Genomic DNA, 25,307 nt, shown 5'->3' with positions numbered 1-25,307 from the left:
TTTTGTACAAAGGATAAGAGGATTAACGCGTGCATAAAAAGCCGGTAGTGCAAGAGCAAACACATTTCAGACACCTGGAAGCATTAGGTGGTCTGGATATGTTGCAGGCGCAGTACTATCAGCAGCATTTTCCTCGTCATGTGCATGATACATATTGCATCAGTGTAATTGAGCAGGGGGCTCAGCGTTTTTATCGCTCCGGTGCAGAGCACGTTGCGCCTAAAGGTGACATCATTCTGGTGAACGCGGACGATGTACACACGGGGAGTTCCGAAGTAGAAACTGGCTGGGCCTATCGCGCCATTTATCCGCATCCCGATCTTTTTCGTTCGATTAATCAGGATCTTCAACGCGCAAAGGATTCCATTCCGTGGTTTCCCGACGCCGTTGTTCACGATCCAGGGCTGTCGGATCAGCTGCTCATGACGTTCAATATGCTCACTCAGCCGGGCAATATGCTCTTGAAAGAAACGCTGCTGTTGTCGTCATTAACTTGGCTGACGATGCGCTACAGCAAGACGCGCCTGACGCCACAGATGTTGCCCGTTGCGACCCAAAACATATTGAACGTTAAAGCGTTTATGGACAGCTATCCTGAGAGAGAACTGGCTCTTGTTGAATTGGCCGCGCTGGCCGAACTCAGTGTGTGGCACTTCTTACGACAGTTTAAAGCGGTGGTGGGGATTACGCCTCACGCCTACTTGATTCAGGCTCGTCTGCGCAAAGCTAAGGCATTGCTGCGTAAAGGCGATGCTATCCTTGATGTCTCCGTACGGTGCGGTTTTACCGATCAGAGCCACTTCCACCGTCATTTCAAAAATTCTTTGGGGCTGACGCCAGGGGAGTTTGCTAAAGGCAATCTGTAGTTATACTCGGCCCCTATTCTGGGGCGCAGCAAATTCATCCAATACTCTTAAAAAACGTTTTGTTAGTTTTCCGCTATCGATTTTTTTATGGTAGTGCAATGTTATATGGAAAACACCGTAGCCCGTTCATCGTCTGAATCAAAAGAGACTGTTAGTCCGTGGAAGCATTTTATGACCGGCGTGGTTGAAATGCTTCCGCTCTGTTTGTCCGTGGTGCCCTGGGGAATTCTGGCTGGCTCTATGGCTATCCAGTCGGGATTGTCCGTTGGGCAAAGTATCGGGATGTCCGCGATTATTTTCGCGGGGGCGGCGCAGCTCGTGTCACTAGGCTTACTTATGTCTGGGGCGAATGTCGCGACGCTATTAATCTCTGTTTTTTTTATTACCGCTCAGCACCTGATATATGGCCTGACGCTACGCGAATATGTTTCAACGTTGAAATTGAGAAAGCGCCTTCCTATCGGCTTTTTATTATCAGACGAGCTTTTTGCACTCAGCGAAAAGAAAGACTGGAAGAACAACGTTAGCACCAGCTATTTAATTGGTGCCGGTTTCACCTTTTATATTTTTTGGAATATCTTCAGCATTCTTGGCGTGGTCATGGCGTCATCTGTGCCCGATTTGGATAAGTATCATCTTGATTATTCTATCGTTGCCACGTTCATCACCATTGTTGTACCGATGATAAAGAAAATCAGTACCTTTTCTGGCGTTCTGTTTTCTCTGCTGTTGTCGATGCTATTAACCTATTTCGAGGTGGAAGGCGCCATTGCTATTGCCGGCGTCGGCGGCATGTTTTTCTCTGTGTTCATTGCGTCTGTACTTAAGGAAGAAAAATGAGCTGGTTATTGATATTCGTTTTGGCAGGGATCGTATTTTTTAATCGCTATATTTTTCTCGAACCCGCTGTGCCGGTAAAAATTCCGGTTTTACTCCATCGTGCATTAAAGTATTCAGCACCTTGTTTACTCACCGCGATTTGTGGCCCGATTATTTTAATGGATCACGGCGTGATTCGCGCATTTCCTGATAACCCGTATTTTCTCGGCGCGATAGTGAGTGTCGTGATTTCATTCTTTATCAGAAATATTGTGGGCGCGGTGCTTTTGAGTATGTTGGCTTTCTATCTGATTGCCGCTTTACTATAAGGCAATCGGTCTTCCAAAAGAAAAAGCCCGCAATAAAGTGCGGGCTTCGGGCTATCCGTAATCTTGAATCAGTTCAGAAAAGCAGGCTGATTCTTTTCATACTCGGTGATTGACGCTTCGTGTTGCAGCGTCAGGCCGATGCTGTCTAATCCATTGATCATGCAGTGACGGCGGAAGCTGTCGATTTCGAACGGATAGCTTTTGCTGCCCGCCTGAACGACCTGATTTTCCAGATCGACCGTGAAGTTAATGCCTTCCTGCCCGTCAACCAGCTTGAACAGCTCGTCCACTTCCTCGTCGCTCAACTTCACCGGCAGCAGCTGGTTGTTAAACGAGTTGCCGTAGAAGATATCGGCGAAACTTGGAGCGATAACGACTTTGAAGCCGTAATCGGTCAGCGCCCACGGTGCGTGCTCACGGGAAGAGCCACAGCCGAAGTTTTCTCGCGCCAGCAGGATACTCGCCCCTTTGTAATGCGGCTGGTTCAGCACAAACTCAGGGTTAGGCTGTTGGCCCGCATCATCCAGAAAGCGCCAGTCGTGGAACAGGTGTTGGCCGAAACCGGTACGCGTTACCTTTTGCAGAAACTGCTTGGGAATGATGGCGTCGGTATCGACGTTAGCGGCATCCAGAGGAACCACCAGACCAGTGTGTTGAGTAAATTTAGCCATGTCGGTTTCTCTCTTAATTCAACTCGCGGACGTCGGCAAAGCGACCCGTCACTGCGGCAGCCGCAGCCATTGCCGGGCTGACCAGATGGGTGCGGCCAGCGCGACCCTGACGGCCTTCAAAGTTACGGTTGCTGGTTGATGCACAACGCTCGCCGGGGTTCAGACGGTCATTGTTCATCGCCAGACACATGGAGCAGCCCGGTAAGCGCCACTCAAAGCCCGCCTCGATGAACACTTTATCCAGCCCTTCCAGTTCCGCCATGGTTTTTACCGGGCCGGAGCCGGGTACGACGATAGCCTGAACGCCAGCGGCGACTTTACGCCCTTTGGCGATTTCTGCCGCGGCGCGCAAATCTTCGATACGCGAGTTGGTGCAGGAGCCGATGAAGACTTTATCGATCTTCACGTCAGTCAGTTTAATGCCGGGTTGCAAATCCATATAGGCCAGTGCTTTGGCCGCGGAGGCGCGTTCTACCGGATCGCTGAAAGAGTCAGGGCTAGGGATTTCCTGATTGACGGCGATAACCTGACCGGGGTTGGTACCCCAGGTGACCTGCGGCGCGATCTGAGCGGCATCCAGCGTGACGATTGTGTCGAATTGCGCGTCATCATCGGATTTCAGCGTGCTCCAGTACGCAACGGCGGCGTCCCAGCTGGCATCTTTCGGTGCAAACTGACGGCCTTTCAGGTAGTTGAAAGTGGTGTCATCCGGTGCAACCAGACCCGCTTTCGCGCCCATTTCAATCGCCATGTTGCACAGCGTCATACGGCCTTCCATGCTCAGCGCACGAATAGCGGTACCGCAGAATTCAACCACGTGACCGGTGCCGCCTGCGCTACCGGTTTTACCGATGATCGCCAGCACGATGTCTTTCGCGGTGATGCCGTGTGGTGCATCGCCTGTGACTTCAATCTTCATGGTTTTGGCGCGACCCTGCTTCAGGGTTTGCGTCGCCAGCACATGTTCCACTTCCGACGTACCGATACCGAAAGCCAGTGAGCCAAATGCGCCGTGCGTTGCCGTGTGCGAGTCACCACAGACGATGGTCATACCCGGCAGCGTCATCCCTTGCTCAGGCCCGATAACGTGAACGATACCCTGATACGGGTGGTTCAGGTCATACAGCTGAACGCCGAATTCTGCACAGTTCTTGATTAACTCCTGCATCTGGATGCGAGCCATCTCGCCACTGGCGTTGATGTCTTTGGTCTGCGTGGACACGTTGTGGTCCATGGTCGCGAAGGTTTTCCCCGGCTGACGAACCTTGCGGCCCATCGCGCGCAGGCCGTCGAAAGCCTGTGGGGAAGTCACTTCGTGTACCAGATGTCTGTCGATGTACAGCAGCGGCGTTTCGTTCGGCGCTTCATGAACCACGTGCGCGTCGAACAATTTTTGATATAACGTCTTACCCATGGTTATGCCCCTTGCGCGACAAAACGCGCAATCACGTCGCCCATTTCATTGGTGCCGATCGCGCTACCGGTGCTTGCCAGATCGGCAGTGCGGTAGCCTTCAGCCAGTGCGGTATTGACGGCTTTTTCGATTGCCTCTGCGGCATCATCTGCACCCAGGCTGTAGCGCAGCAGCAACGCCAGCGACAGAATCTGTGCAATCGGGTTGGCAATATCTTTACCAGCGATATCCGGTGCGGAACCGCCAGCCGGTTCGTACAGGCCAAAGCCTTGCTCGTTAAGGCTTGCGGAAGGCAGCATGCCCATTGAACCGGTAATCATGGCGCACTCGTCGGACAGAATGTCACCGAACAGGTTAGAACACAGCATCACGTCAAACTGAGACGGATCTTTAATTAACTGCATCGTCGCGTTATCGATATACAGGTGGGACAGCTTCACATCTGGATAGGCTTTGGCGACTTCGTTGACGATCTCGCGCCACAGAATCGAGCTTTGCAGCACGTTGGCTTTATCGATGGAGGTCACGATGCTGCGACGTTTGCGAGCGGATTCAAACGCGATATGCGCGATGCGCTCAATCTCAAAACGGTGATACACCTCGGTATCGAAAGCGCGCTCATACTGACCGCTACCTTCACGACCTTTTGGCTGGCCGAAGTAGATCCCACCCGTCAGTTCGCGGACGCACAGGATATCAAAGCCTTTCGCGGCGATGTCGCTACGCAGCGGACAAAACGCTTCCAGCACCCTGATACAGACGAGCAGGGCGCAGGTTGCTGAACAGTTTGAAGTGCTTACGCAGAGGCAACAACGCACCGCGCTCCGGCTGTTCTGCTGGCGGCAGGTGTTCCCATTTCGGGCCACCAACGGAACCAAACAGAATCGCATCGGCCTGCTCACAGCCTGCGACGGTCGCCTGTGGCAGCGGCGTGCCCTGACGGTCAATGGCGATACCGCCAACGTCATATTCGCTGGTGGTAATGCGGATGCCAAAACGCTGACGTACCGCATCCAGTACTTTATGGGCCTGCGCCATTACTTCTGGGCCAATGCCGTCTCCGGGTAAAACGGCGATATGGTAGCTCTTTGTCATCACACTGTTTCCTGACTGTTTTGTTGTTTGCTATCGTTTTGTTGTTGGTTACTGTGCTGCTGCAGACGTTGAATTTCTTTTTCTACCTGCTGAGCACGTTTGATGTTGTTTAATACATTTACCATTGCCTGCGCGGAAGATTCAACGATATCCGTTGCCAGACCGACACCGTGGAAGCGACGCCCTTGATAATCCGCGACAATATCAACCTGACCCAGCGCATCACGACCCTGACCTTTGGCGGTCAGTTGGTATTTGACCAGTGAAACCTGATAACCCGTAATACGGTTGATCGCCTGATAAACGGCATCTACCGGGCCATTACCCGTCGCGGCTTCTGACTGGGTTTCTTCGCCGCAGATCAGTTTGACAGAGGCGGTTGCCATCACGCTGGAACCAGACTGAACGCTGAAATAATCCAGATGATAGAACTCAGGCTCTTCCTGCTGACGGCTGATAAAGGCCAGCGCTTCCAAATCGTAATCAAAGACCTGACCTTTCTTGTCCGCCAGTTTCAGGAAGGCAGAGTACAAATCGTCCAGATTGTAATCGCTGTCCTGATAGCCCATCTCTTCCATGCGGTGTTTCACCGCCGCGCGACCAGAACGGGAAGTCAGATTCAACTGTACTTCTTTCAGGCCGATGGATTCCGGCGTCATGATTTCGTAGTTTTCACGGTTCTTCAGCACGCCATCCTGGTGAATACCAGAGGAGTGAGCGAAGGCGTTAGCACCCACAACCGCTTTGTTAGCAGGGATAGGCATGTTGCAAATCTGGCTGACCAGTTGGCTGGTACGGTAGATTTCCTGATGATTGATGTTGGTGTGTACATTCAGAATGTTATGGCGAGTTTTGATCGCCATGATAACTTCTTCCAGTGAACAGTTACCCGCGCGTTCACCGATACCGTTCAGTGTACCTTCTACCTGACGAGCGCCTGCGTGTACCGCCGCCATGGCGTTGCCGACGGCCAGACCCAGATCGTCATGAGTGTGAACGGAAATGATAGCTTTATCGATATTGGGAACACGTTGGTACAACGAGGCGATGATATTGCCGAACTCATGCGGCATGGTGTAGCCGACGGTGTCAGGAATATTGATGGTGCGAGCACCGGCATTGATGGCGGCTTCAACCACGCGACACAGGTCTGGGATTGGCGTACGACCCGCATCTTCGCAGGAAAATTCAACGTCATCTGTGTAGTTACGCGCGCGTTTGATCATGTAAATGGCGCGTTCGATCACTTCATCCAGCGTGCTGCGCAGCTTCGTGGCGATGTGCATCGGTGAGGTCGCGATAAAGGTGTGGATACGGAACGCTTCTGCGACACGCAGCGCCTCTGCGGCGACATCGATGTCCTTCTCGACGCAGCGGGTCAGGCCACACACACGACTGTTTTTGATATTACGGGCGATCGTCTGAACAGATTCAAAGTCGCCTGGAGAGGACACAGGAAAGCCGACTTCCATGACATCAACGCCCATACGCTCCAGGGCGAAGGCAATTTGCAGCTTTTCTTTTACACTCAGACTCGCCTGTAATGCCTGTTCACCATCGCGTAATGTGGTATCGAAAATAATGACTTGCTCGCTCATCGGTTTAGTTCCTTGTCGTGTCTACTTGTACTTGGCGCTCGGCGAGTAAAAAAAAACCCGCGCATCAGCGCGGGTTTTTGTATCGTGTGGCGAGAAACTTAGTTCTGAACTCTGCCCACAAACCTACCGCGCAAGAAGGATGCGTTTAGTAGTAGGCTTAGTAGGACAGTAAAGTTGAACATGGTGTCTCGTCATCTAAAATTCGGTGTTCCTTTATTGGTACGCGATTATCAGGGTTATGTCAACTTTTGATTGGTGTGACATGCATCAAGTAAACCAGCGATAGCCTGCGCCGAATGAACGAAAGATCGTTGCGGTTTTGAACAATGACGGTAGACTGCACGCCAAATAATGTACAGCTGTACGCTGAAACGCTGTCAAATTCTTCCCCCTTAGAAATTCTTTTACAGATGAATAATCATTTACAGCCATACCATGTGGTGCACCGGGTCCAAGATCGAATCAATCACTGCGCAGGCCGTATCACGTTGCGCGAGTGGACGCCTGCGGGCGAACAGCAGCTCACCTGGACACAGGCCGGGCAGCGCATTCAGCGCATTGCCAGCGCGCTTTTAGCGCTGGGGCTGGATGTTCAGGAACGGGTTGCGATTTTCTCTCACAACTCAATGAACTGGTCGCTGGCCGATCTGGCGCTGCTGCACCTGCGTGCGATCAGCGTGCCAATCTATGCCACGAATACGGCGGCACAGGCGGCATTCATCATCAACGATGCGGATATCCGTACGATATTCGTCGGCGGCCAGGAGCAGTTGGATGCGCTGCTGGCGCTGCGGGATACGTGCCCGCAACTGCGAAACATCATCGTGATGGATGAAGGCGTTAACCTGCGTGGTAGCGACATCGTACAATCCCTGCATGAATTTGAAGCGCAGGCCGTAGACGATTTCTGGCGTGATGAATGGCAAGCGCGTATCGACAGCCGCGATCTCAACGATCTGTTTACGCTGATTTATACCTCTGGTACTACCGGCGAGCCGAAAGGCGTCATGCTGGATTACACCAACATGGCGATGCAGCTTAAGCTGCATGACGATCGTCTGGATATGTCAGAAAATGACGTATCGCTCTGTTTCTTGCCGCTTTCCCACGTATTTGAACGTGCGTGGAGCTTTGTCATCATGCATCGTGGTGCCCAGAACGTGTATCTCAACAACACGAATCTGGTTCGTGATGCGATGCAGGCGGTGAAGCCGACGGTGATGTGCGCCGTACCGCGTTTTTATGAGAAAGTTTATAGCGCCATCCATGAAAAAGTGGCGCAGGCACCGTGGTATCGCCAGCGGCTATTTAACTGGGCTATCGCGCAGGGGAAAAACGCTTTTCTGGCGAGCCAGACCGCGAAGAAGGGCGGTCTTTTCCGCCGCGTGATGTACCACTATGCAGACCGTCTGGTGCTAGGGAAACTGCGCCAACTGCTGGGGGGCGAGATTCGCTTTATGCCAGCCGCAGGCGCGCGACTGGATGACAACATCATTCTGTTTTTCCGGTCGATCGGAATTCGCATCATCTATGGTTATGGCATGACCGAAACCTGTGCGACGGTTTCCTGTTGGGAGGAAGGCCGCTTCCGTCTGGGCTCTATTGGTACGCCGCTGCCGGGCATTGAGGTCCGTATTGGCGAGGAAAAAGAGATTCAGGTACGCGGTGCGACCATCATGCGGGGTTATTTCCACCGTCCGCAGGAAACCGCAGAAACGTTTACCGAAGATGGCTGGCTGAAAACCGGCGATGCGGGGGAACTGGATGCCAACGGTAACCTGTTTATTACCGAACGGTTGAAAGATCTGATGAAAACCTCCGGCGGTAAATATATTGCACCGCAGCATCTGGAAGGCACGCTGGGACAGGATCGCTTCATCGAGCAGGTTGCGATTATTGCGGACACGCGTAAGTACGTATCTGCGCTGATTGTTCCCTGCTTCGAAGCATTGGAAGAATACGCTCACTCTATCAACCTGAAGTACCACGATCGTCTGGAGCTGCTGCGCCACAGCCATATTATTGAGCTGTTCGAACAGCGCTTGCGGGAGATGCAGAAGGAGCTTTCCCGCGTGGAGCAGGTGAAGAAATTCACGTTGCTGCCTGTGCCGTTTTCGATGGCAGAAGGGGAACTGACGCCAACGCTCAAGCTGCGCAGGAAGATCATCAACCAGCGTTACCAGCTAGAAATTGATGCGATGTACGCTGAGTCTTGATGATGTCGTCGGCCGAGAAGCGCGTTTCCTGAAAAGAAATGTGGTTTTCGGCCTCAATATTTCACTCTGTAATTTATGGCCTTCATGGACGATCTCTCAGGTCGGAAGGTTCCCAGTTAGTATTTTATCTCAGTTCCTTTTTCCCTCACGTTCGATTTCCCCTAGGCACGATTAAGGGCGGTGGTTTTTTGCCGTTTGTCTGCGTCATAATCTGGCGTTATGTTAATGGGTTATCAGTAATCCCTATAATATTTCGTATTCTTGTACTAAAAGTTAACAGTATTAATACAATGTGAGCTCGGGGATTTCTCCCGATCAATACAGAAGCGGATTCCGCTTTCTGAACAAAAGAGGCAGACCCATGGAGATGTTGTCAGGCGCCGAAATGGTGGTCCGATCGTTGATCGATCAGGGCGTAAAACATGTGTTCGGTTATCCGGGCGGTGCGGTGTTGGATATTTACGACGCCCTGCATACGGTTGGCGGTATCGATCATATTTTGGTGCGGCATGAGCAAGGTGCGGTACATATGGCGGATGGCTATACGCGCGCGACGGGTGAGGTCGGCGTTGTGCTGGTCACGTCCGGTCCCGGTGCGACCAATGCCATTACCGGTATCGCTACTGCCTATATGGACTCCATTCCTATGGTGGTGTTGTCCGGTCAGGTTGCGACTTCGTTGATTGGCTACGATTCCTTCCAGGAATGCGACATGGTGGGGATCTCTCGCCCGATCGTGAAGCACAGTTTTCTGGTCAAGAAAGCGGAAGATGTCCCGACTGTCCTGAAAAAAGCGTTTTATCTGGCATCAACCGGACGCCCGGGTCCCGTGGTGGTCGATCTGCCGAAAGACGTCATGAATCCGGCGAATAAGCTGCCGTACGTTTATCCCGAAAGCATCAGCATGCGTTCCTATAGCCCGACAGTTCAAGGGCACAAAGGTCAGATTCGTCGTGCGCTGCAAACGCTGCTGGCGGCAGAAAAACCGATTATCTACGGCGGTGGCGGCGTGATTAACGCGGAGTGCCACGAAGAACTGCTGACGCTGGCCGAAAAACTTAACCTGCCAGTGACAACCTCGCTGATGGGGCTGGGCGGTTTTCCCGGCACGCACCGTCAATGCCTCGGTATGCTGGGGATGCACGGGACGTATGAAGCCAACATGGCTATGCATAACGCCGATGTAATTTTCGCCGTAGGGGTGCGCTTCGACGACCGTACGACGAACAATCTGGCGAAGTACTGTCCGAATGCGACGGTATTGCATATTGATATCGATCCCGCGTCGATTTCCAAAACGGTCAATGCCGATGTTCCTATCGTTGGCGATGCCAAACAGGTATTAAGCCTGATGCTGGAGTTGCTGGCGCAAGATGGCGCACAGCAGCAGTTTGATGCGCTGCGCGACTGGTGGCAGGTTATCGAACAGTGGCGTGGGCGTCACTGTCTGAAATACAGCACCGACAGCGACAAGATTAAACCGCAGGCGGTGATTGAAACGCTGCACCGGCTGACCGAAGGCAAAGCCTATGTGGCATCGGACGTCGGCCAGCACCAGATGTTCGCTGCGCTGTATTATCCTTTCGATTTACCGCGCCGCTGGGTGAACTCCGGTGGACTGGGCACGATGGGCTTTGGCCTGCCTGCGGCATTGGGTATCAAACTGGCGCTGCCGGAAGAAACGGTAATTTGCGTAACGGGCGACGGCAGTATTCAGATGAATATTCAGGAGCTTTCTACGGCGCTGCAATATGATCTGCCTGTGGTGGTCATTAACCTGAACAACCGTTTCCTTGGCATGGTGAAGCAGTGGCAGGACATGATCTACTCTGGCCGCCATTCCAGTTCTTACATGGAATCATTACCGGATTTCGTCAAGCTGGCTGAAGCGTACGGTCACGTCGGGATTTCTATCGATACGCCGGACGAACTGGAAAGCAAGCTGTTGCAAGCGCTGGCGCAGAAAGACCGTCTGGTGTTTGTTGATATCAACATCGACAGCAGCGAGCATGTTTACCCCATGCAGATTCGCGGCGGGGCGATGGATGAAATGTGGTTGAGCAAAACGGAGAGGACCTGATCATGCGGCGGATTTTATCAGTATTACTTGAGAATGAATCAGGCGCCTTGTCACGTGTCGTCGGCCTGTTTTCCCAGCGCGGCTACAACATCGAAAGTCTGACGGTGGCACCAACCGAAGACCCAACGCTATCTCGTATGACTATCCAGACGGTAGGCGATGAGAAAGTGCTGGAGCAGATCGAAAAGCAACTGCACAAGCTGGTGGATGTCCTGCGCGTCAGCGAGCTGGGGCAGGGCGCGCACGTTGAGCGTGAAATCATGCTGGTGAAGCTACAGGCGACAGGCTATGGTCGTGAAGAAGTGAAACGCTGCGCCGATATTTTCCGCGGCCAGATCGTGGATGTCACCGCTTCGCTTTATACCGTACAGCTTGCTGGCACCAGCGATAAACTGGATGCGTTCCTTAGTGCCGTGCGTGAAGTCTCCGAAATTGTTGAAGTGGCGCGCTCTGGTATCGTCGGCGTATCGCGCGGCGATAAAATCATGCGTTAATCGACTTTTCGCTGCTTTTTCTTTTAAGAGGCCCGATAATAGTATCGGGCCTTTTTATTTCCCTTATCTTATATAGACACAATATATTCGGCTTAAAAGACATCCATTATTGATATGGCAGCTTGAAATATGTGGGTAACGTGATAAAAGCAGTTGCCGTACAAAAGCTTCTGCTGTTAGATCTACGCCATATCCATGATGATTTTATGGTCATCACACTATTTATTGAGCCGGCCTACTTATTTTCCGGCCTACTAAGGGGTTACCGTGAAACTGGATGAAATCGCGCGTCTTGCGGGTGTTTCACGCACGACAGCCAGCTATGTCATTAACGGGAAAGCAAAACAATATCGCGTGAGCGATAAGACCGTTGAGAAAGTCATGGCTGTCGTCAGGGAGCACAATTATCATCCCAACGCCGTCGCGGCTGGATTACGTGCTGGGCGTACGCGTTCAATTGGTTTGGTTATTCCCGATTTGGAAAATACCAGCTATACACGCATCGCTAATTATCTGGAGCGTCAGGCCAGACAGCGCGGATATCAGCTATTAATTGCGTGTTCAGAAGATCAGCCAGACAACGAGATGCGATGCATTGAGCATCTGTTGCAGCGTCAGGTTGACGCGATTATTGTTTCTACCGCATTACCGCCGGAGCACCCGTTTTATCAACGTTGGATAAACGGCAGCTTGCCGATTATTGCGTTAGACAGAGCGTTAGATCGTGAGCACTTCACCAGCGTGGTGGGGGCCGATCTTGAAGATGCTGAAATGCTGGCGCAGGAATTAAGAAAAGTGCCTGCGAAATCGGTACTTTATCTTGGTGCCTTGCCTGAGCTTTCCGTCAGCTTCCTGCGTGAGCAGGGGTTCCGTCAGGCATGGGCGGGCGATCCGCGCGAAGTGAATTACCTTTATTCTAATAGCTATGAACGCGTGGCTGCTGCCGCCGCGTTTATGGATTATTTGAAAAATAATCCTATGCCTGAAGCGTTATTCACCACGTCATTCCCGCTATTGCAGGGCGTGATGGACGTTAACCTGAAGATTAACGGGCGCTTGCCGAATAATCTAGCTATTGCGACCTTTGGGGATAATGAACTGTTGGATTATCTGGAATGCCCAGTATTGTCTGTCGCTCAGCGCCATCGTGAAGTCGCGGAACGTGTACTGGAACTGGTGTTGGCCAGTCTGGATGAGCCGAAAAGGCCGAAACCGGGTTTGAATCGTATCCGGCGTAATCTGTATCGTCGTGGTTCTTTGAGCCGCGCGTAATCTCTACCTGCTTTTTGCGCCATAGATTGCTATGGCGCTTCTTCCTTACCCAGCCTCAATTCACTTTTACGGCAAGGCGACCCGGAATAGCCGACGGCAATATTCCAGAAAGTAGCCATATATCACGCCCGTCACCATCGACACCACCAAATTACTGGTAACCGCGGTCAGGATTTGCGCGGGGTTGGCTCCGATAGACCAGAGAATGATGGCGTAAACCGGGGATTGGAAGCTGACATAGGCAAACAGATCGGCGACGCTGCGCACCAGGAAATGCTCACCGCCGTGACGTCTGGCCATATTCAACACGCGATCGCGGTAAAGCCCATACGGCCAGGCAATGGCAATATTGACGGGGATAGATAACAAGCGTGAAGACAGCGATTGCTCGAAGCTCATACCGGAAAGCATGATTTCTATCGCCATGCCGGTGATGAAACAATAGACAACGAGCGCAAAGGTATCTGCGGTGGCACTTCGCAATCGTGACGTCGGGGAAAACATTCCTGGTTGCTCCATTCTTAGGGCGGATAAACTGGTGTAATGGTTTTGTATGGTTTTTTGTCATGCCTTATTTTATTTGCGTAGTTTACATCACTGCATGATTGGCTTTGTACTAGGTAAAAATATTTATTTGTGAGCGCTTTTTATACTTTCCCGCTACTTTATGTCTGTCCGGTAATTTTTCCGTTTTTTTATCGCGACAAGAGATTTAAAATTATTTAAAAACAAATTGTTATGGTTTTTTGGTGAAAAGCCTTTCTGCGCGGGAAGGAATTGCGTTAAAGCATTAAAGGAAGTGAGTAGATGACCGATAAAACAGGGTTGCTTGTGGTGCCTCATTTTTACTGCGTCTTTGAGGATGAGGGGCGCTTAATTTATTCGGCACATTTCCTGAGCCTGCTTTTCTTTTCAGGAAACCGCATTCGTCGGTAAGGGCATCAATGAACGTAAATTGGCTGATTAATGAAGAATCGGCGATGTTGATGTTAAAAATGTGACATTGAGCAGATGTTAACAGCTACGGTATGATGCTGCGGGCTTGTGTAGGCCTTGGTATTCAAGGTGTTCGGCTTGGTAAGACTATTCTGAAAACTGCTGTCTTTGGTATCAGCTTGTGACAATAAAAATAATCGATATGCCGGAGTTGGTGGCTATATGTTTGCAATATTCCCGTTCCGCTATAAATTTTCCTCAAATTATCATGATGTTAATCTTTGTTAATTCTGACTCCTTATTCCTTTTACCTCTATGTCGGCCCGAATTCATTCAGGAATAATCCCAAAGCGCGCCAGCTCTGGCTTGACAAGGTTTTCATACCCTCCGTACACTCTTAAAGGTGGGATTTTGTGGGGTAAAGTGGTGAAAAAGGTTGTGGAGGGGTAACTCAGGTATGTTTCGTGGGGCTACGCTGGTTAACCTCGACAGTAAAGGGCGCCTTGCTGTGCCTACCCGATATCGGGAAATGCTGAACGGGGAATCGCAAGGTCAAATGGTGTGCACCATTGACCTGCATCAGCCATGCCTGCTGCTTTATCCCTTACCTGAATGGGAAATTATTGAACAAAAATTGTCGCGCTTGTCGAGCATGAACCCTGCTGAACGTCGTGTTCAGCGTTTGTTATTGGGGCATGCCAGCGAGTGCCAAATGGATAGTGCAGGGCGTTTGTTGATTGCGAATACGTTAAGGCAGCATGCGGACCTCAAAAAAGAAGTGATGCTAGTCGGGCAGTTCAACAAGTTTGAACTGTGGGATGAACAGACTTGGTATCAACAGGTCAGGGATGATATTGACGCTGAACAATCGACTCAGGAACCTCTGTCTGAGCGGTTGCAGGACCTATCGCTATAGTCATGCTGGAAAATTATAAACATACCACCGTCCTGCTGGATGAGGCAGTAAATGGCCTGAACATTCGCAGCGGCGGCATATACATCGACGGCACATTTGGCCGTGGTGGTCATTCTCGTCTGATTCTTTCCCAACTGGGGCCGGAAGGACGTCTGTTAGCTATCGATCGCGATCCTCAGGCAATTGAAGCCGCCAAGGCGATTGACGATCCTCGTTTCTCTATTATTCACGGGCCGTTTTCCGCGATGGCGGAGTATGTTGCGGAACTCGGACTCACTGGGCAGATCGATGGCGTTCTGCTCGATCTTGGCGTTTCTTCCCCTCAGCTTGATGACCCGGAGCGCGGGTTCTCATTTATGCGCGATGGCCCGCTGGATATGCGTATGGATCCGACGCGTGGCTTGTCCGCCGCGGAATGGCTGATGAAAGCGGAAGCTGACGATATTGTCTGGGTCTTGAAAACGTTCGGCGAAGAGCGTTTTGCCAAGCGTATTGCCCGCGCCATTGTGGAGCGTAATCGTCTCGACCCGATGACGCGGACAAAAGAACTCGCTGAATTGATCGCTGCCGCCAGCCCAATTAGAGAAAAGCATAAGCATCCGGCAACGCGCAGTTTTCAGGCGATCCGCATTTACATCAATAGCGAATTGGAAGAGATCGAACGTGCGCTAGAAGGTGCACTGAGCGTATTGGCTCCGCAGGGACGTCTGTCGGTGATTAGCTTCCACTCGTTAGAAGATCGGATTGTGAAACGGTTTATTCGCCATCAGAGCCGTGGGCCACAGGTGCCGGCTGGCCTGCCGTTAACTGAAGAGCAGTTGCGCAGCCAGGGCGGACAGACGTTAAAAGCTGTCGGCAAGAAAATGATGCCTTCGGAAGCAGAAGTTGCGGAAAACCCACGCGCGCGCAGTTCTGTTCTGCGCTTCGCTGAGAGACTGCCAGCGTGATCGGTAACGAGCGGCATACTCTAGTCGGCGTCATCGGTGAGGATTTGCTGCGTAATGCAAAGCTCCCGGTGCTGCTGCTGATTGCCGTGCTGGTTTCTGCGGTCTTTGTGGTCACCACGGCGCATAAGACACGCCTGCTGACAGCAGAACGCGAACAGCTTCTGCTGGAGCGTGATGCGTTGGATATCGAATGGAGAAACCTGATCCTGGAGGAAAACTCACTAGGGGATCATAGCCGCGTGGAGCGGATCGCGACGGAAAAACTGCAAATGGGGCACGTTGATCCGTCACAGGAAAACATTGTGGTTAAGCAATGAACTAAATAGGCAACCAGCTAAGCATGAAAGCAGCCCGTACAGGAAAGTTAAAGCGCCAGGAAGATCAAGCCAGCTTTGTTAGCTGGCGTTTTGCGTTGCTTTGCGGCTGTATCCTGCTTGCGATGGTTGGCTTGATGGCGCGTGCGGCTTATCTTCAGGTCATCAACCCAGACAAACTGGTGCGCGAAGGGGATATGCGTTCTCTGCGCGTACAGGAAGTGCCAACGGCACGCGGCATGATAAGCGATCGTGCAGGCCGTCCTTTGGCCGTCAGCGTGCCGGTGAATGCCGTCTGGGCCGATCCGAAAGAAGTGAACGATCGTGGCGGCATTACGTTGGATACGCGTTGGAAAGCCCTGTCTGATGCGCTCGATATTCCGTTGGATCAGTTGGCAACCAAGATCAACGCTAACCCTAAAGGTCGCTTCGTTTATCTGGCTCGTCAAGTGAACCCAGCCATTGGTGAATATATCCATAAGCTGAAGCTGCCGGGCATCAATCTGCGGCAGGAGTCTCGCCGATACTATCCTTCTGGACAAGTGACCTCTCACCTCATTGGCTTCACCAATATCGATGGACAGGGCATTGAAGGCGTTGAGAAAAGTTTTGACCGCTGGCTGACCGGGCAACCCGGTGAGCGAACCGTGCGCAAAGACCGGTTTGGCCGCGTGATTGAAGATATCTCCTCCGTTGACAGCCAGGCTGCACACAATCTAGCGCTCAGTATTGATGAGCGTCTGCAGGCGCTGGTTTACCGTGAACTCAATAACGCAGTTGCCTTTAACAAAGCTGAGTCAGGTACGGCCGTACTGGTCGATGTGAATACGGGCGAAGTGCTGGCAATGGCGAATAGCCCGTCTTATAACCCGAACAATTTGGCGGGTACGCCGCAAGACATTATGCGTAACCGCGCGATTACCGACATCTTCGAGCCCGGCTCTACCGTTAAACCGATGGTGGTGATGACGGCGCTACAGCGCGGTGTCGTGAAAGAAAACAGTGTACTCAGCACCCTGCCGTACTACGTCAATGGCCATGAGATCAAAGACGTGGCGCGCTATAGCGAATTGACGCTGACGGGCGTGCTTCAGAAGTCGAGTAACGTTGGCGTGTCTAAGCTGGCGTTAGCGATGCCTTCCTCTGCGCTTGTAGATACTTACGCGCGCTTTGGATTAGGAAAAGCGACCAATTTGGGGTTGGTCGGAGAAAGCAGTGGCTTATACCCTCAAAAACAACGGTGGTCTGACATAGAGAGGGCCACCTTCTCTTTCGGCTACGGGCTGATGGTAACACCGTTACAGTTAGCGCGAGTCTACGCCACGATCGGCAGTTTCGGTATTTACCGTCCGCTGTCGATTACCAAAGTTGATCCACCGGTTCCAGGCGAGCGTGTCTTCCCTGAAGCGCTGGTGCGTTCCGTGGTGCACATGATGGAAAGTGTAGCGCTGCCCGGCGGCGGCGGTACCAAGGCGGCCATCAAAGGTTATCGTATCGCGATTAAAACCGGTACGGCCAAGAAAGTTGGCCCGGATGGTAAGTACATCAATAAATATATTGCCTATACGGCGGGTGTGGCTCCAGCCAGTAACCCACGTTTTGCTCTGGTTGTCGTGATTAACGATCCGCAGGCAGGGAAGTACTACGGCGGCGCGGTTTCTGCGCCAATCTTTGGCGCCATCATGGGCGGCGTTCTGCGTACGATGAATATCGAACCGGATGCGTTGCCGACAGGCGACAAAAACGAGTTTGTAATTAATAGAGAAGAGGGATCAGGTGGCAGATCGTAATTTGCGCGATTTACTTGCGCCGTGGGTGCAAGACACTCCGGCGCGCGCGCTGCGGGAAATGACATTAGACAGCCGCGTTGCGGCTGCCGGGGATCTGTTTGTCGCGATTGTCGGGCACAAAGCAGATGGACGGCGCTATATCCCGCAGGCAATTGCGCAAGGCGTAGCAGCGATTGTTGCCGAAGCTGAAGGTGAGGCCGCTGATGGCACCGTTCGCGAAATGCACGGTGTGCCAGTGGTGTATCTCAGCAATCTGAACCAGCGACTGTCTGCGCTGGCAGGCCGTTTTTACCAGCAGCCTGCGGAAAAGTTACAGCTTATTGGCGTAACGGGAACCAACGGAAAAACGACGACGACTCAGCTTCTGGCACAGTGGAGTCAGGCATTAGGCGAAACGAGTGCCGTGATGGGCACCGTAGGCAATGGCCTATTAGGTCGGGCGATTCCGACAGAGAATACGACAGGATCTGCTGTCGATGTTCAGCAGGTGCTGAGCCAACTGGTCGAGCAAGGTGCGACGTTCGCCGCCATGGAAGTGTCCTCCCACGGCCTGGTGCAGCATCGTGTGGCTGCATTGCCGTTCGCGGCGGCGGTGTTCACTAACCTGAGCCGCGATCATCTTGATTACCATGGCGATATGGAAAGCTACGAAGCAGCCAAATGGGCGCTGTTCGCCGAGCATCGTGTTGGGCAGATGATTATCAACGCTGATGATGAGGTAGGGCTGCGCTGGTTGGCGAAGCTGCCGGACGCGGTTGCTGTCACTATGGAGAACAATCTGGTCCCCGGCTGCCGTGGGCGCTGGTTGAAAGCGACACAGATTGATTATCACGACAATGGTGCCACGATCGCGTTTGATTCAAGCTGGGGACATGGCGAAATTGAAAGCCGCCTGATGGGCGCGTTTAACGTCAGCAATATGCTGCTGGCGCTGGCAACGCTGCTGTCTCTCGGCTATCCGCTTGATAAATTGGTTATCGCGGGTTCTCAGTTGCAACCGGTATGTGGCCGCATGGAAGTTTTCCATGCTGAAGCAAAGCCAACGGTCGTTGTGGATTACGCCCACACACCAGATGCGCTGGAAAAAGCGCTTGAAGCTGCTCGCTTACACTGTCAGGGGAAACTCTGGTGTGTGTTTGGCTGTGGTGGCGATCGTGATAAAGGTAAGCGCCCACTTATGGGCGGTATCGCAGAACAACTAGCCGACCGCGTTGTGGTTACCGATGATAACCCGCGCAGTGAAGAGCCTCAGGCCATTGTTGCCGATATTCTCTCCGGGCTGTTGGATGCCGGACGCGTTCAGGTGATTCACGGACGTGCTGAAGCGGTCACTAGCGCAATCATGCAGGCGCAGGAAAATGACGTGGTGCTGGTTGCGGGTAAAGGGCACGAAGACTACCAACTGGTGGGCAATCAGCGTCTCGATTATTCCGATCGCATCACCGTTGCCCGCCTGCTGGGGGTGATTGCATGATTCGCGTCTCCTTGCAGCAGCTTGCCACGGTGCTGAATGCGCAGCTGATTGGCAATGATATTGATATTGAAGATGTTTCAACCGATACGCGTAAGCTGACATCTGGCTGCCTGTTTGTTGCGCTGAAAGGCGAGAAATTCGACGCGCATGATTACGCTGCTGATGCGGTAAAAGGCGGCGCGGCGGCTCTTTTAGTCAGTAAGCACTTACCTATCGATGTGCCGCAACTGCTGGTGAGCGATACGCGTCTGGCGCTGGGCCAATTAGGTGCCTGGGTTCGTCAGCAGTCAACGGCGCGTGTTGTCGCCCTGACAGGCTCTTCCGGCAAAACCTCAGTTAAAGAGATGACGGCGGCAATTCTGCGCCAGTGTGGTTCCGTGTTGTATACCGCCGGTAACTTCAACAACGATATCGGTGTGCCGCTAACGCTGTTGCGTCTGACGGCGGAACACCAGTTCGTAGTGATTGAGCTGGGGGCAAATCACATTGGTGAGATTGCCTATACCACCGATCTGGTGCGGCCGGAAAGCGCGCTGGTCAACAATCTGGCCGCCGCGCATCTGGAAGGTTTTGGTTCACTGGCCGGCGTGGCGCAGGCGAAAGGTGAGATATTTTCTGGTTTGCCAGCAGACGGCGTAGCGATCGTGAATGCAGATAGCAACGATTTCCCGCACTGGCAGGTCATGCTGAATCATAAAACCGTCTGGCGTTTCTCACCGCAGGCTGCTTGCGATATCGATTTTTTTGCCAGCGACGTAGATGTTTTGGCGCAAGGCACGCGTTTCACGCTGCATACCCCGTTTGGTGAAACGCAGGTTCTGCTGCCTTTACCGGGTCGTCATAACATTTCGAACGCACTGGCTGCGGCTTCTCTGGCGATGTCCGTCGGAGCGACGCTGGAAGCCGTTAAAGTCGGATTATCTCAGCTTCAGGCGGTGCCGGGGCGGTTGTTCCCGATTACCTTGTCTGAAGACAAGCTGCTGCTGGATGACAGCTACAACGCGAATGTCGGTTCAATGACGGCAGCGGCACAGGTGCTGGCAGAGATGCCGGGCTACCGTGTGATGGTCGTTGGTGATATGGGCGAGCTGGGGGATGAAGCCCCTGAGTGCCATCGTCAAGTGGGCGAAGCGGCGCGTGCTGCGGGCATTGATCGCGTATTGAGTGTGGGAACGTTGAGTGAATTGATCGGCACTGCCAGTGGCAATGGTGAGCATTTTCAGGATAAAGCCGCGCTGGTTTCACGTTTGAAGGTGCTGATGTCAGAACATAACGTCATCAGCGTATTGGTCAAAGGCTCACGCAGTGCTGCGATGGAGCAGGTTGTACATGCATTACAGGAGAATGCTCAATGTTAGTATGGCTGGCCGAACATTTGGCCAAACTTTATACCGGCTTTAACGTCTTTTCTTATTTGACGTTCCGCGCCATTGTCAGCCTGCTGACCGCATTGGTTATTTCCTTATGGATGGGGCCGCACATGATTGCCTGGCTGCAGCGTTTGCAGATTGGGCAGGTTGTGCGTAACGAAGGGCCAGAATCACATTTCAGTAAGCGCGGAACCCCGACGATGGGTGGCGTGATGATTCTGGTGGCGATTATCGTTTCCGTTTTGATGTGGGCGAATCTGTCTAACCCGTATGTCTGGTGCGTACTGCTGGTGTTAGCAGGCTATGGCGCAGTCGGTTTTGTCGATGATTACCGCAAAGTGGTTCGTAAGGATACCAAAGGGCTGATTGCCCGCTGGAAATATTTCTGGCAGTCGGTGATTGCGCTCGTGGTGGCTTTCACCATGTATTCCATCGGAAAAGATACGCCAGCCACGCAGCTGGTTGTGCCGTTTTTCAAAGACGTGATGCCGCAACTGGGCCTGCTCTATGTTGCGCTTGCCTACTTTGTGATTGTCGGCACCAGTAATGCGGTAAACCTGACCGATGGCCTGGATGGTTTGGCCATCATGCCGACTGTGTTTGTTGCGGCGGGTTTTGCACTGGTGGCATGGGCAACGGGGAACATGAATTTTGCCGGTTACCTGCATATTCCGTATATCCGTCATGCCAGTGAACTGGTGATCGTCTGTACCGCGATTGTGGGCGCAGGGCTTGGGTTCCTGTGGTTTAACACCTATCCGGCGCAGGTCTTCATGGGGGACGTAGGTTCTCTGGCGTTGGGCGGCGCGCTAGGGACTATTGCGGTCCTGCTGCGCCAAGAGTTTTTGTTGGTGATTATGGGCGGCGTCTTCGTGGTCGAAACGCTGTCGGTGATTCTGCAAGTCGGGTCCTTTAAGTTGCGCGGGCAGCGGATTTTCCGCATGGCGCCAATTCATCATCATTATGAACTTAAGGGCTGGCCGGAACCGCGCGTGATTGTGCGCTTCTGGATTATTTCGTTGATGCTGGTGCTGATTGGCCTGGCAACGCTGAAGGTACGGTAAGACATGGTGGACTATCAGGGTAAAAAAGTCGTCATTATCGGGTTGGGCCTGACCGGTCTCTCCTGTGTTGATTTCTTTCTCGCGCGCGATGTCGTACCGCGCGTGGTGGATACCCGTATCAGTCCGCTGGGTCTGGATAAGCTACCGGAGCAGGTGGAACGACACCTCGGTAGCCTGAATGAAGACTGGTTGATGAACGCAGATTTGATCGTCGCCAGTCCTGGTGTTGCGTTGGCGACGCCAATTCTGTGTGACGCTGCCGACGCTGGCATTGAGATCGTTGGCGATATCGAACTGTTCTGCCGTGAAGCGCAAGCACCGATTGTAGCGATTACTGGTTCTAACGGTAAAAGCACGGTGACGACGCTGGTCGGTGAAATGGCGCGTGCCGCAGGCTGGCAGGTGGGCGTGGGGGGCAACATCGGACTACCTGCACTGCAACTGCTTGAACAGCCTGCTCAGCTTTATGTGCTGGAACTGTCGAGTTTCCAACTGGAAACGACGAGTAGCCTGCACGCCGCTGCTGCAACCATTCTGAACGTGACGGAAGATCACACCAACCGTTACCCGTTTGGTCTACAGCAGTACCGGGCGGCGAAATTGCGTATTTATGAACACGCGGATTTGTGTGTTGTGAATGCTGACGATGCGCTGACCATGCCGGTTCGCGGTGCGGATGCGCGCTGCCGCAGTTTCGGCGTCGATGTTGGTGATTATCATCTTAACCGCCAGCAGGGAGAAACCTGGCTGCGGGTGGACGGTGAACGTGTGCTCAATACTCGTGAAATCAAGCTGGTCGGGCAGCACAATTATACCAATGCATTGGCAGCGCTGGCGCTGGCTGATGCAGTGAAGATTCCACGTGCGTCTGCGCTGACGGCGTTGACGTCATTTACCGGACTGCCCCATCGCTTTCAAATGGCCTTTGAGCGTAATGGTGTGCGGTGGATCAATGACTCTAAAGCCACCAATGTGGGCAGCACCGAGGCCGCATTGAGCGGTTTGGCGGTAGAAGGCACACTGCACCTGCTGTTAGGCGGTGACGGCAAATCTGCCGATTTCTCGCCGCTGGTGCCGTATTTGCAGGGCGAGCACATTCATTTGTACTGCTTCGGTCAGGATGGGCAACAGCTGGCTGCGCTGCGCCCGGAAATTGCCGAGCAGACAGAAACGATGGAACAGGCGATGCGCATCATCGCCAAACGCGTTCAGCCGGGCGATATGGTGCTGCTGTCGCCAGCCTGCGCCAGCCTGGATCAGTTCCGCAGTTTTGAACAGCGAGGCGATGAATTCGCTCGTTTGGCGGAGGAGTTAGGCTGATGCGGTTCTTCGGGCTGGCGTTTATCGAGCGCATCAAGAGCTGGGTGATGGGAACGCGCGAAAGCGATACGCTCAGCGTGGTTCTGTACGACAGAACGCTGGTGTGGTTGACGCTTGGGCTGGCTGTGATTGGTTTTGTGATGGTGACGTCGGCTTCTATGCCTGTTGGGCAGCGCCTTGCCAGCGACCCGTTCTTGTTCGCGAAGCGCGATGCGATTTATCTGGGGTTGGCATTTGGCTTGTCGTTAATCACGCTGCGTGTGCCGATGGAGATATGGCAGCGCTACAGCCCGGTGCTGTTATTGCTCGCGATGGTCATGCTGTTGGTGGTGCTGGCGGTGGGAAGCTCGGTCAACGGTGCATCCCGCTGGATTTCGCTGGGGCCATTGCGTATTCAGCCTGCGGAATTATCCAAGCTGGCGCTGTTTTGTTACCTGTCCAGCTACATGGTGCGCAAAGTTGAAGAAGTGCGAAATAACTTCTGGGGCTTTTGCAAACCAATGGGCGTGATGGTGGTGTTGGCGGTGCTGCTGCTGGCACAGCCTGACCTCGGTACCGTGGTTGTACTGTTTATTACGACTCTGGCGATGCTGTTTCTGGCTGGCGCCAAGATGTGGCAGTTTCTGGCGATCATCGGCTGTGGCGTGTTTGCCGTTGGCCTGCTGATTGTCGCTGAGCCTTACCGTATGCGCCGCGTGACGTCGTTCTGGAATCCATGGGACGATCCGTTTGGCAGCGGCTACCAGTTAACGCAGTCCCTGATGGCATTTGGGCGCGGTGAATTCTGGGGGCAAGGGCTCGGGAATTCAGTACAGAAACTGGAATATTTGCCGGAAGCACATACCGATTTCATTTTCTCTATTTTAGGTGAGGAACTCGGCTATATCGGTGTGGTTTTAGCGTTGTTAATGATATTCTTCGTCGCTTTTCGCGCGATGTCTATCGGGAAGCGGGCGCTGGAGATCGATCAGCGTTTTTCGGGCTTTCTGGCGTGTTCGATTGGTGTCTGGTTCAGCTTTCAGACGCTGGTGAACGTAGGCGCGGCGGCGGGGATGCTACCGACAAAAGGGCTGACGTTGCCGCTGATCAGTTACGGCGGTTCCAGCTTGCTGATTATGTCGACGGCGATCGTGTTGCTGTTACGCATTGATTTTGAAACGCGTCTGACGAAAGCGCAGGCGTTTACGAGAGGTGCCCGATGAGTGGCGAAGGCAAGCGTTTGATGGTGATGGCTGGCGGTACGGGCGGGCATGTCTTCCCCGGGCTGGCGGTTGCGCACCACCTGATGGCGCAGGGCTGGCAGGTTCGCTGGTTAGGTACAGCGGATCGTATGGAAGCCGATTTGGTGCCTAAGCATGGTATCGAAATTGATTTTATCCGCATTTCTGGCTTGCGTGGTAAAGGCATTCGGGCGCAGTTAAGCGCGCCGATTCGTATTTTTCAGGCAGTGCGTCAGGCTCGCGCGATTATGCGCCGTTACCAGCCTGATGTGGTGCTGGGTATGGGCGGCTACGTTTCCGGCCCCGGTGGCTTGGCTGCCTGGCTGTGCGGTATTCCGGTCGTCCTACATGAGCAGAACGGTATTGCAGGGCTAACCAATCGCTGGTTATCCCATATCGCCAAAAAGGTATTGCAGGCATTTCCGGGCGCATTTCCTAAAGCAGATGTTGTGGGGAACCCAGTCAGAACCGATGTGCTGGCATTGCCTGCGCCGGAAACACGATTAGCCGATCGCTCAGGCCCTGTGAGGGTGCTGGTTGTCGGTGGTAGTCAGGGCGCAAGAGTGCTGAACCAAACGCTACCCGGCGTGGCGGCACAGCTGGGCGATCGCGTGACGATTTGGCATCAGGTTGGTAAAGGGGCGTTATCAACCGTTCAACAGGCCTATCAGGATGTTGGGCAGACGCAGCACAAGATTACCGAATTTATTGATGACATGGCGGCCGCTTACGCCTGGGCGGATGTGGTGGTGTGCCGTTCCGGCGCATTGACCGTCAGTGAAATTGCGGCGGCTGGGTTACCGGCGCTGTTTGTCCCGTTCCAGCATAAAGATCGGCAGCAGTACTGGAATGCGCTGCCGCTGGAAAAAGCAGGCGCGGCAAAAATTATTGAGCAGCCACAGTTCAACGTGGCGGCTGTTAGCGAGGTGCTATCCGGTTGGGATCGCGCAACCTTGCTGACAATGGCACAAAAAGCCCGCGCAGTGGCCATTCCAGATGCAACCGACCGGGTTGCGGCGGAAGTCAGTGCAGCGGCAGGCAGTCGGGCCACACATGTGGCTCATGGTTAATTAATACAACGTTGTCGGACATAAGGCTGTGC

The 25,307-nt window shown here is 53.1% G+C and carries 22 protein-coding genes and 1 pseudogene; 18 read left to right on the top strand and 5 right to left on the bottom strand.

Translation table 11 applies throughout. The features are described from left to right. The first annotated feature begins 29 nt into the window (after nt 1–29). The 3 genes from HP572_RS16550 to HP572_RS16540 all read left to right on the top strand — a co-directional run bounded on the left by HP572_RS16550 (nt 30) and on the right by HP572_RS16540 (nt 2,014). A complete protein-coding gene (locus HP572_RS16550) occupies nt 30–866 on the top strand; it encodes an AraC family transcriptional regulator (RefSeq protein ID WP_240583779.1) in 837 nt (278 codons plus the stop codon). A 105-nt stretch (nt 867–971) separates the two neighbouring features. Next, nucleotides 972–1,706 (top strand): AzlC family ABC transporter permease, encoded by a 735-nt coding sequence (locus HP572_RS16545; protein ID WP_240583778.1) that lies wholly within the window; start codon nt 972–974, stop codon nt 1,704–1,706. Next, nucleotides 1,703–2,014: an AzlD domain-containing protein gene (locus HP572_RS16540; RefSeq protein WP_039501490.1), complete on the top strand. Its 312-nt coding sequence runs from the start codon at nt 1,703–1,705 to the stop codon at nt 2,012–2,014. The genes HP572_RS16545 and HP572_RS16540 overlap by 4 nt, the downstream gene beginning before the upstream one ends. A 68-nt stretch (nt 2,015–2,082) precedes the next feature. Here HP572_RS16540 and leuD read toward each other — a convergent pair whose 3' ends face one another. From leuD to leuA, 4 genes and pseudogenes are all read right to left on the bottom strand, one after another. Beyond that, nucleotides 2,083–2,685: a 3-isopropylmalate dehydratase small subunit gene (gene leuD, locus HP572_RS16535; RefSeq protein ID WP_039526799.1), complete on the bottom strand. Its 603-nt coding sequence runs from the start codon at nt 2,683–2,685 to the stop codon at nt 2,083–2,085. 13 nt (nt 2,686–2,698) lie between these two features. Further along, entirely contained in the window at nt 2,699–4,099 is a 1,401-nt protein-coding gene (gene leuC / locus HP572_RS16530; RefSeq protein WP_240583777.1) for a 3-isopropylmalate dehydratase large subunit, read from the bottom strand. A gap of 2 nt (nt 4,100–4,101) precedes the next feature. Then, a pseudogene (gene leuB / locus HP572_RS16525) lies at nt 4,102–5,194 on the bottom strand (3-isopropylmalate dehydrogenase). Next, on the bottom strand, nt 5,194–6,792 hold the full coding sequence (gene leuA, locus HP572_RS16520; protein WP_039278285.1) for a 2-isopropylmalate synthase: 1,599 nt from the start codon (nt 6,790–6,792) through the stop codon (nt 5,194–5,196). The pseudogene leuB and the gene leuA overlap by 1 nt, the downstream one beginning before the upstream one ends. 410 nt (nt 6,793–7,202) lie before the next feature. Between leuA and HP572_RS16515 the strand changes: the two genes are divergently transcribed. The 4 genes from HP572_RS16515 to cra all read left to right on the top strand — a co-directional run bounded on the left by HP572_RS16515 (nt 7,203) and on the right by cra (nt 12,854). Further along, nucleotides 7,203–9,008, top strand: a complete 1,806-nt coding sequence (locus HP572_RS16515) for a long-chain fatty acid--CoA ligase (protein WP_240583776.1) — start codon at nt 7,203–7,205, stop codon at nt 9,006–9,008. A 361-nt stretch (nt 9,009–9,369) separates the two neighbouring features. Beyond that, nucleotides 9,370–11,088: an acetolactate synthase 3 large subunit gene (gene ilvI, locus HP572_RS16510; RefSeq protein ID WP_205551701.1), complete on the top strand. Its 1,719-nt coding sequence runs from the start codon at nt 9,370–9,372 to the stop codon at nt 11,086–11,088. Between the two features lie 2 nt (nt 11,089–11,090). Beyond that, nucleotides 11,091–11,582, top strand: coding sequence for an acetolactate synthase small subunit (gene ilvN, locus HP572_RS16505; protein ID WP_010681718.1), 492 nt, complete (start codon nt 11,091–11,093; stop codon nt 11,580–11,582). Between the two features lie 267 nt (nt 11,583–11,849). Next, nucleotides 11,850–12,854, top strand: a complete 1,005-nt coding sequence (gene cra / locus HP572_RS16500) for a catabolite repressor/activator (RefSeq protein ID WP_039278293.1) — start codon at nt 11,850–11,852, stop codon at nt 12,852–12,854. Between the two features lie 66 nt (nt 12,855–12,920). On the opposite strand, the gene HP572_RS16495 is transcribed toward cra, so the two are convergent. After that, entirely contained in the window at nt 12,921–13,358 is a 438-nt protein-coding gene (locus tag HP572_RS16495; protein ID WP_010681525.1) for an L-alanine exporter AlaE, read from the bottom strand. Nucleotides 13,359–13,661: 303 nt separating this feature from the next. On the opposite strand from HP572_RS16495, the gene HP572_RS22940 reads away from it, so the two are divergent. The 11 genes from HP572_RS22940 to murG all read left to right on the top strand — a co-directional run bounded on the left by HP572_RS22940 (nt 13,662) and on the right by murG (nt 25,275). Continuing rightward, a complete protein-coding gene (locus HP572_RS22940; protein ID WP_256462085.1) occupies nt 13,662–13,790 on the top strand; it encodes a hypothetical protein in 129 nt (42 codons plus the stop codon). Between the two features lie 457 nt (nt 13,791–14,247). Beyond that, nucleotides 14,248–14,706, top strand: coding sequence for a division/cell wall cluster transcriptional repressor MraZ (gene mraZ / locus HP572_RS16490; protein WP_010298042.1), 459 nt, complete (start codon nt 14,248–14,250; stop codon nt 14,704–14,706). Nucleotides 14,707–14,708: 2 nt separating this feature from the next. Then, nucleotides 14,709–15,653 (top strand): 16S rRNA (cytosine(1402)-N(4))-methyltransferase RsmH, encoded by a 945-nt coding sequence (gene rsmH / locus HP572_RS16485; protein WP_201877950.1) that lies wholly within the window; start codon nt 14,709–14,711, stop codon nt 15,651–15,653. Continuing rightward, entirely contained in the window at nt 15,650–15,970 is a 321-nt protein-coding gene (ftsL, locus tag HP572_RS16480) for a cell division protein FtsL (RefSeq protein WP_039470042.1), read from the top strand. Before rsmH ends, ftsL begins: the two co-directional genes overlap by 4 nt. 23 nt (nt 15,971–15,993) lie before the next feature. Continuing rightward, on the top strand, nt 15,994–17,757 hold the full coding sequence (locus HP572_RS16475) for a peptidoglycan glycosyltransferase FtsI (protein WP_010298031.1): 1,764 nt from the start codon (nt 15,994–15,996) through the stop codon (nt 17,755–17,757). Then, entirely contained in the window at nt 17,744–19,231 is a 1,488-nt protein-coding gene (gene murE, locus HP572_RS16470) for a UDP-N-acetylmuramoyl-L-alanyl-D-glutamate--2,6-diaminopimelate ligase (protein ID WP_205551699.1), read from the top strand. Before HP572_RS16475 ends, murE begins: the two co-directional genes overlap by 14 nt. Further along, a complete protein-coding gene (murF, locus tag HP572_RS16465; protein ID WP_240583775.1) occupies nt 19,228–20,589 on the top strand; it encodes a UDP-N-acetylmuramoyl-tripeptide--D-alanyl-D-alanine ligase in 1,362 nt (453 codons plus the stop codon). Before murE ends, murF begins: the two co-directional genes overlap by 4 nt. Further along, the gene (mraY, locus tag HP572_RS16460) at nt 20,583–21,665 is read left to right on the top strand and encodes a phospho-N-acetylmuramoyl-pentapeptide-transferase (protein WP_010298023.1); all 1,083 of its coding nucleotides are present in this window, start codon (nt 20,583–20,585) and stop codon (nt 21,663–21,665) included. The genes murF and mraY overlap by 7 nt, the downstream gene beginning before the upstream one ends. 3 nt (nt 21,666–21,668) lie before the next feature. Continuing rightward, nucleotides 21,669–22,985 carry a UDP-N-acetylmuramoyl-L-alanine--D-glutamate ligase gene (gene murD / locus HP572_RS16455; protein ID WP_240583774.1) on the top strand — a complete coding sequence of 439 codons (1,317 nt, stop codon included), beginning with the start codon at nt 21,669–21,671 and terminating at the stop codon, nt 22,983–22,985. Next, on the top strand, nt 22,985–24,187 hold the full coding sequence (gene ftsW / locus HP572_RS16450) for a cell division protein FtsW (protein WP_010298016.1): 1,203 nt from the start codon (nt 22,985–22,987) through the stop codon (nt 24,185–24,187). Before murD ends, ftsW begins: the two co-directional genes overlap by 1 nt. Further along, the gene (murG, locus tag HP572_RS16445) at nt 24,184–25,275 is read left to right on the top strand and encodes an undecaprenyldiphospho-muramoylpentapeptide beta-N-acetylglucosaminyltransferase (protein ID WP_240583773.1); all 1,092 of its coding nucleotides are present in this window, start codon (nt 24,184–24,186) and stop codon (nt 25,273–25,275) included. The genes ftsW and murG overlap by 4 nt, the downstream gene beginning before the upstream one ends. The last annotated feature ends 32 nt before the right edge of the window (nt 25,276–25,307 follow it).

The organism is Pectobacterium sp. PL64, assembly GCF_022477975.1.
GTDB classification, from domain to species: Bacteria; Pseudomonadota; Gammaproteobacteria; order Enterobacterales; family Enterobacteriaceae; genus Pectobacterium; species Pectobacterium jejuense.
This window is presented reverse-complemented; position numbering and strand designations above follow the sequence as displayed.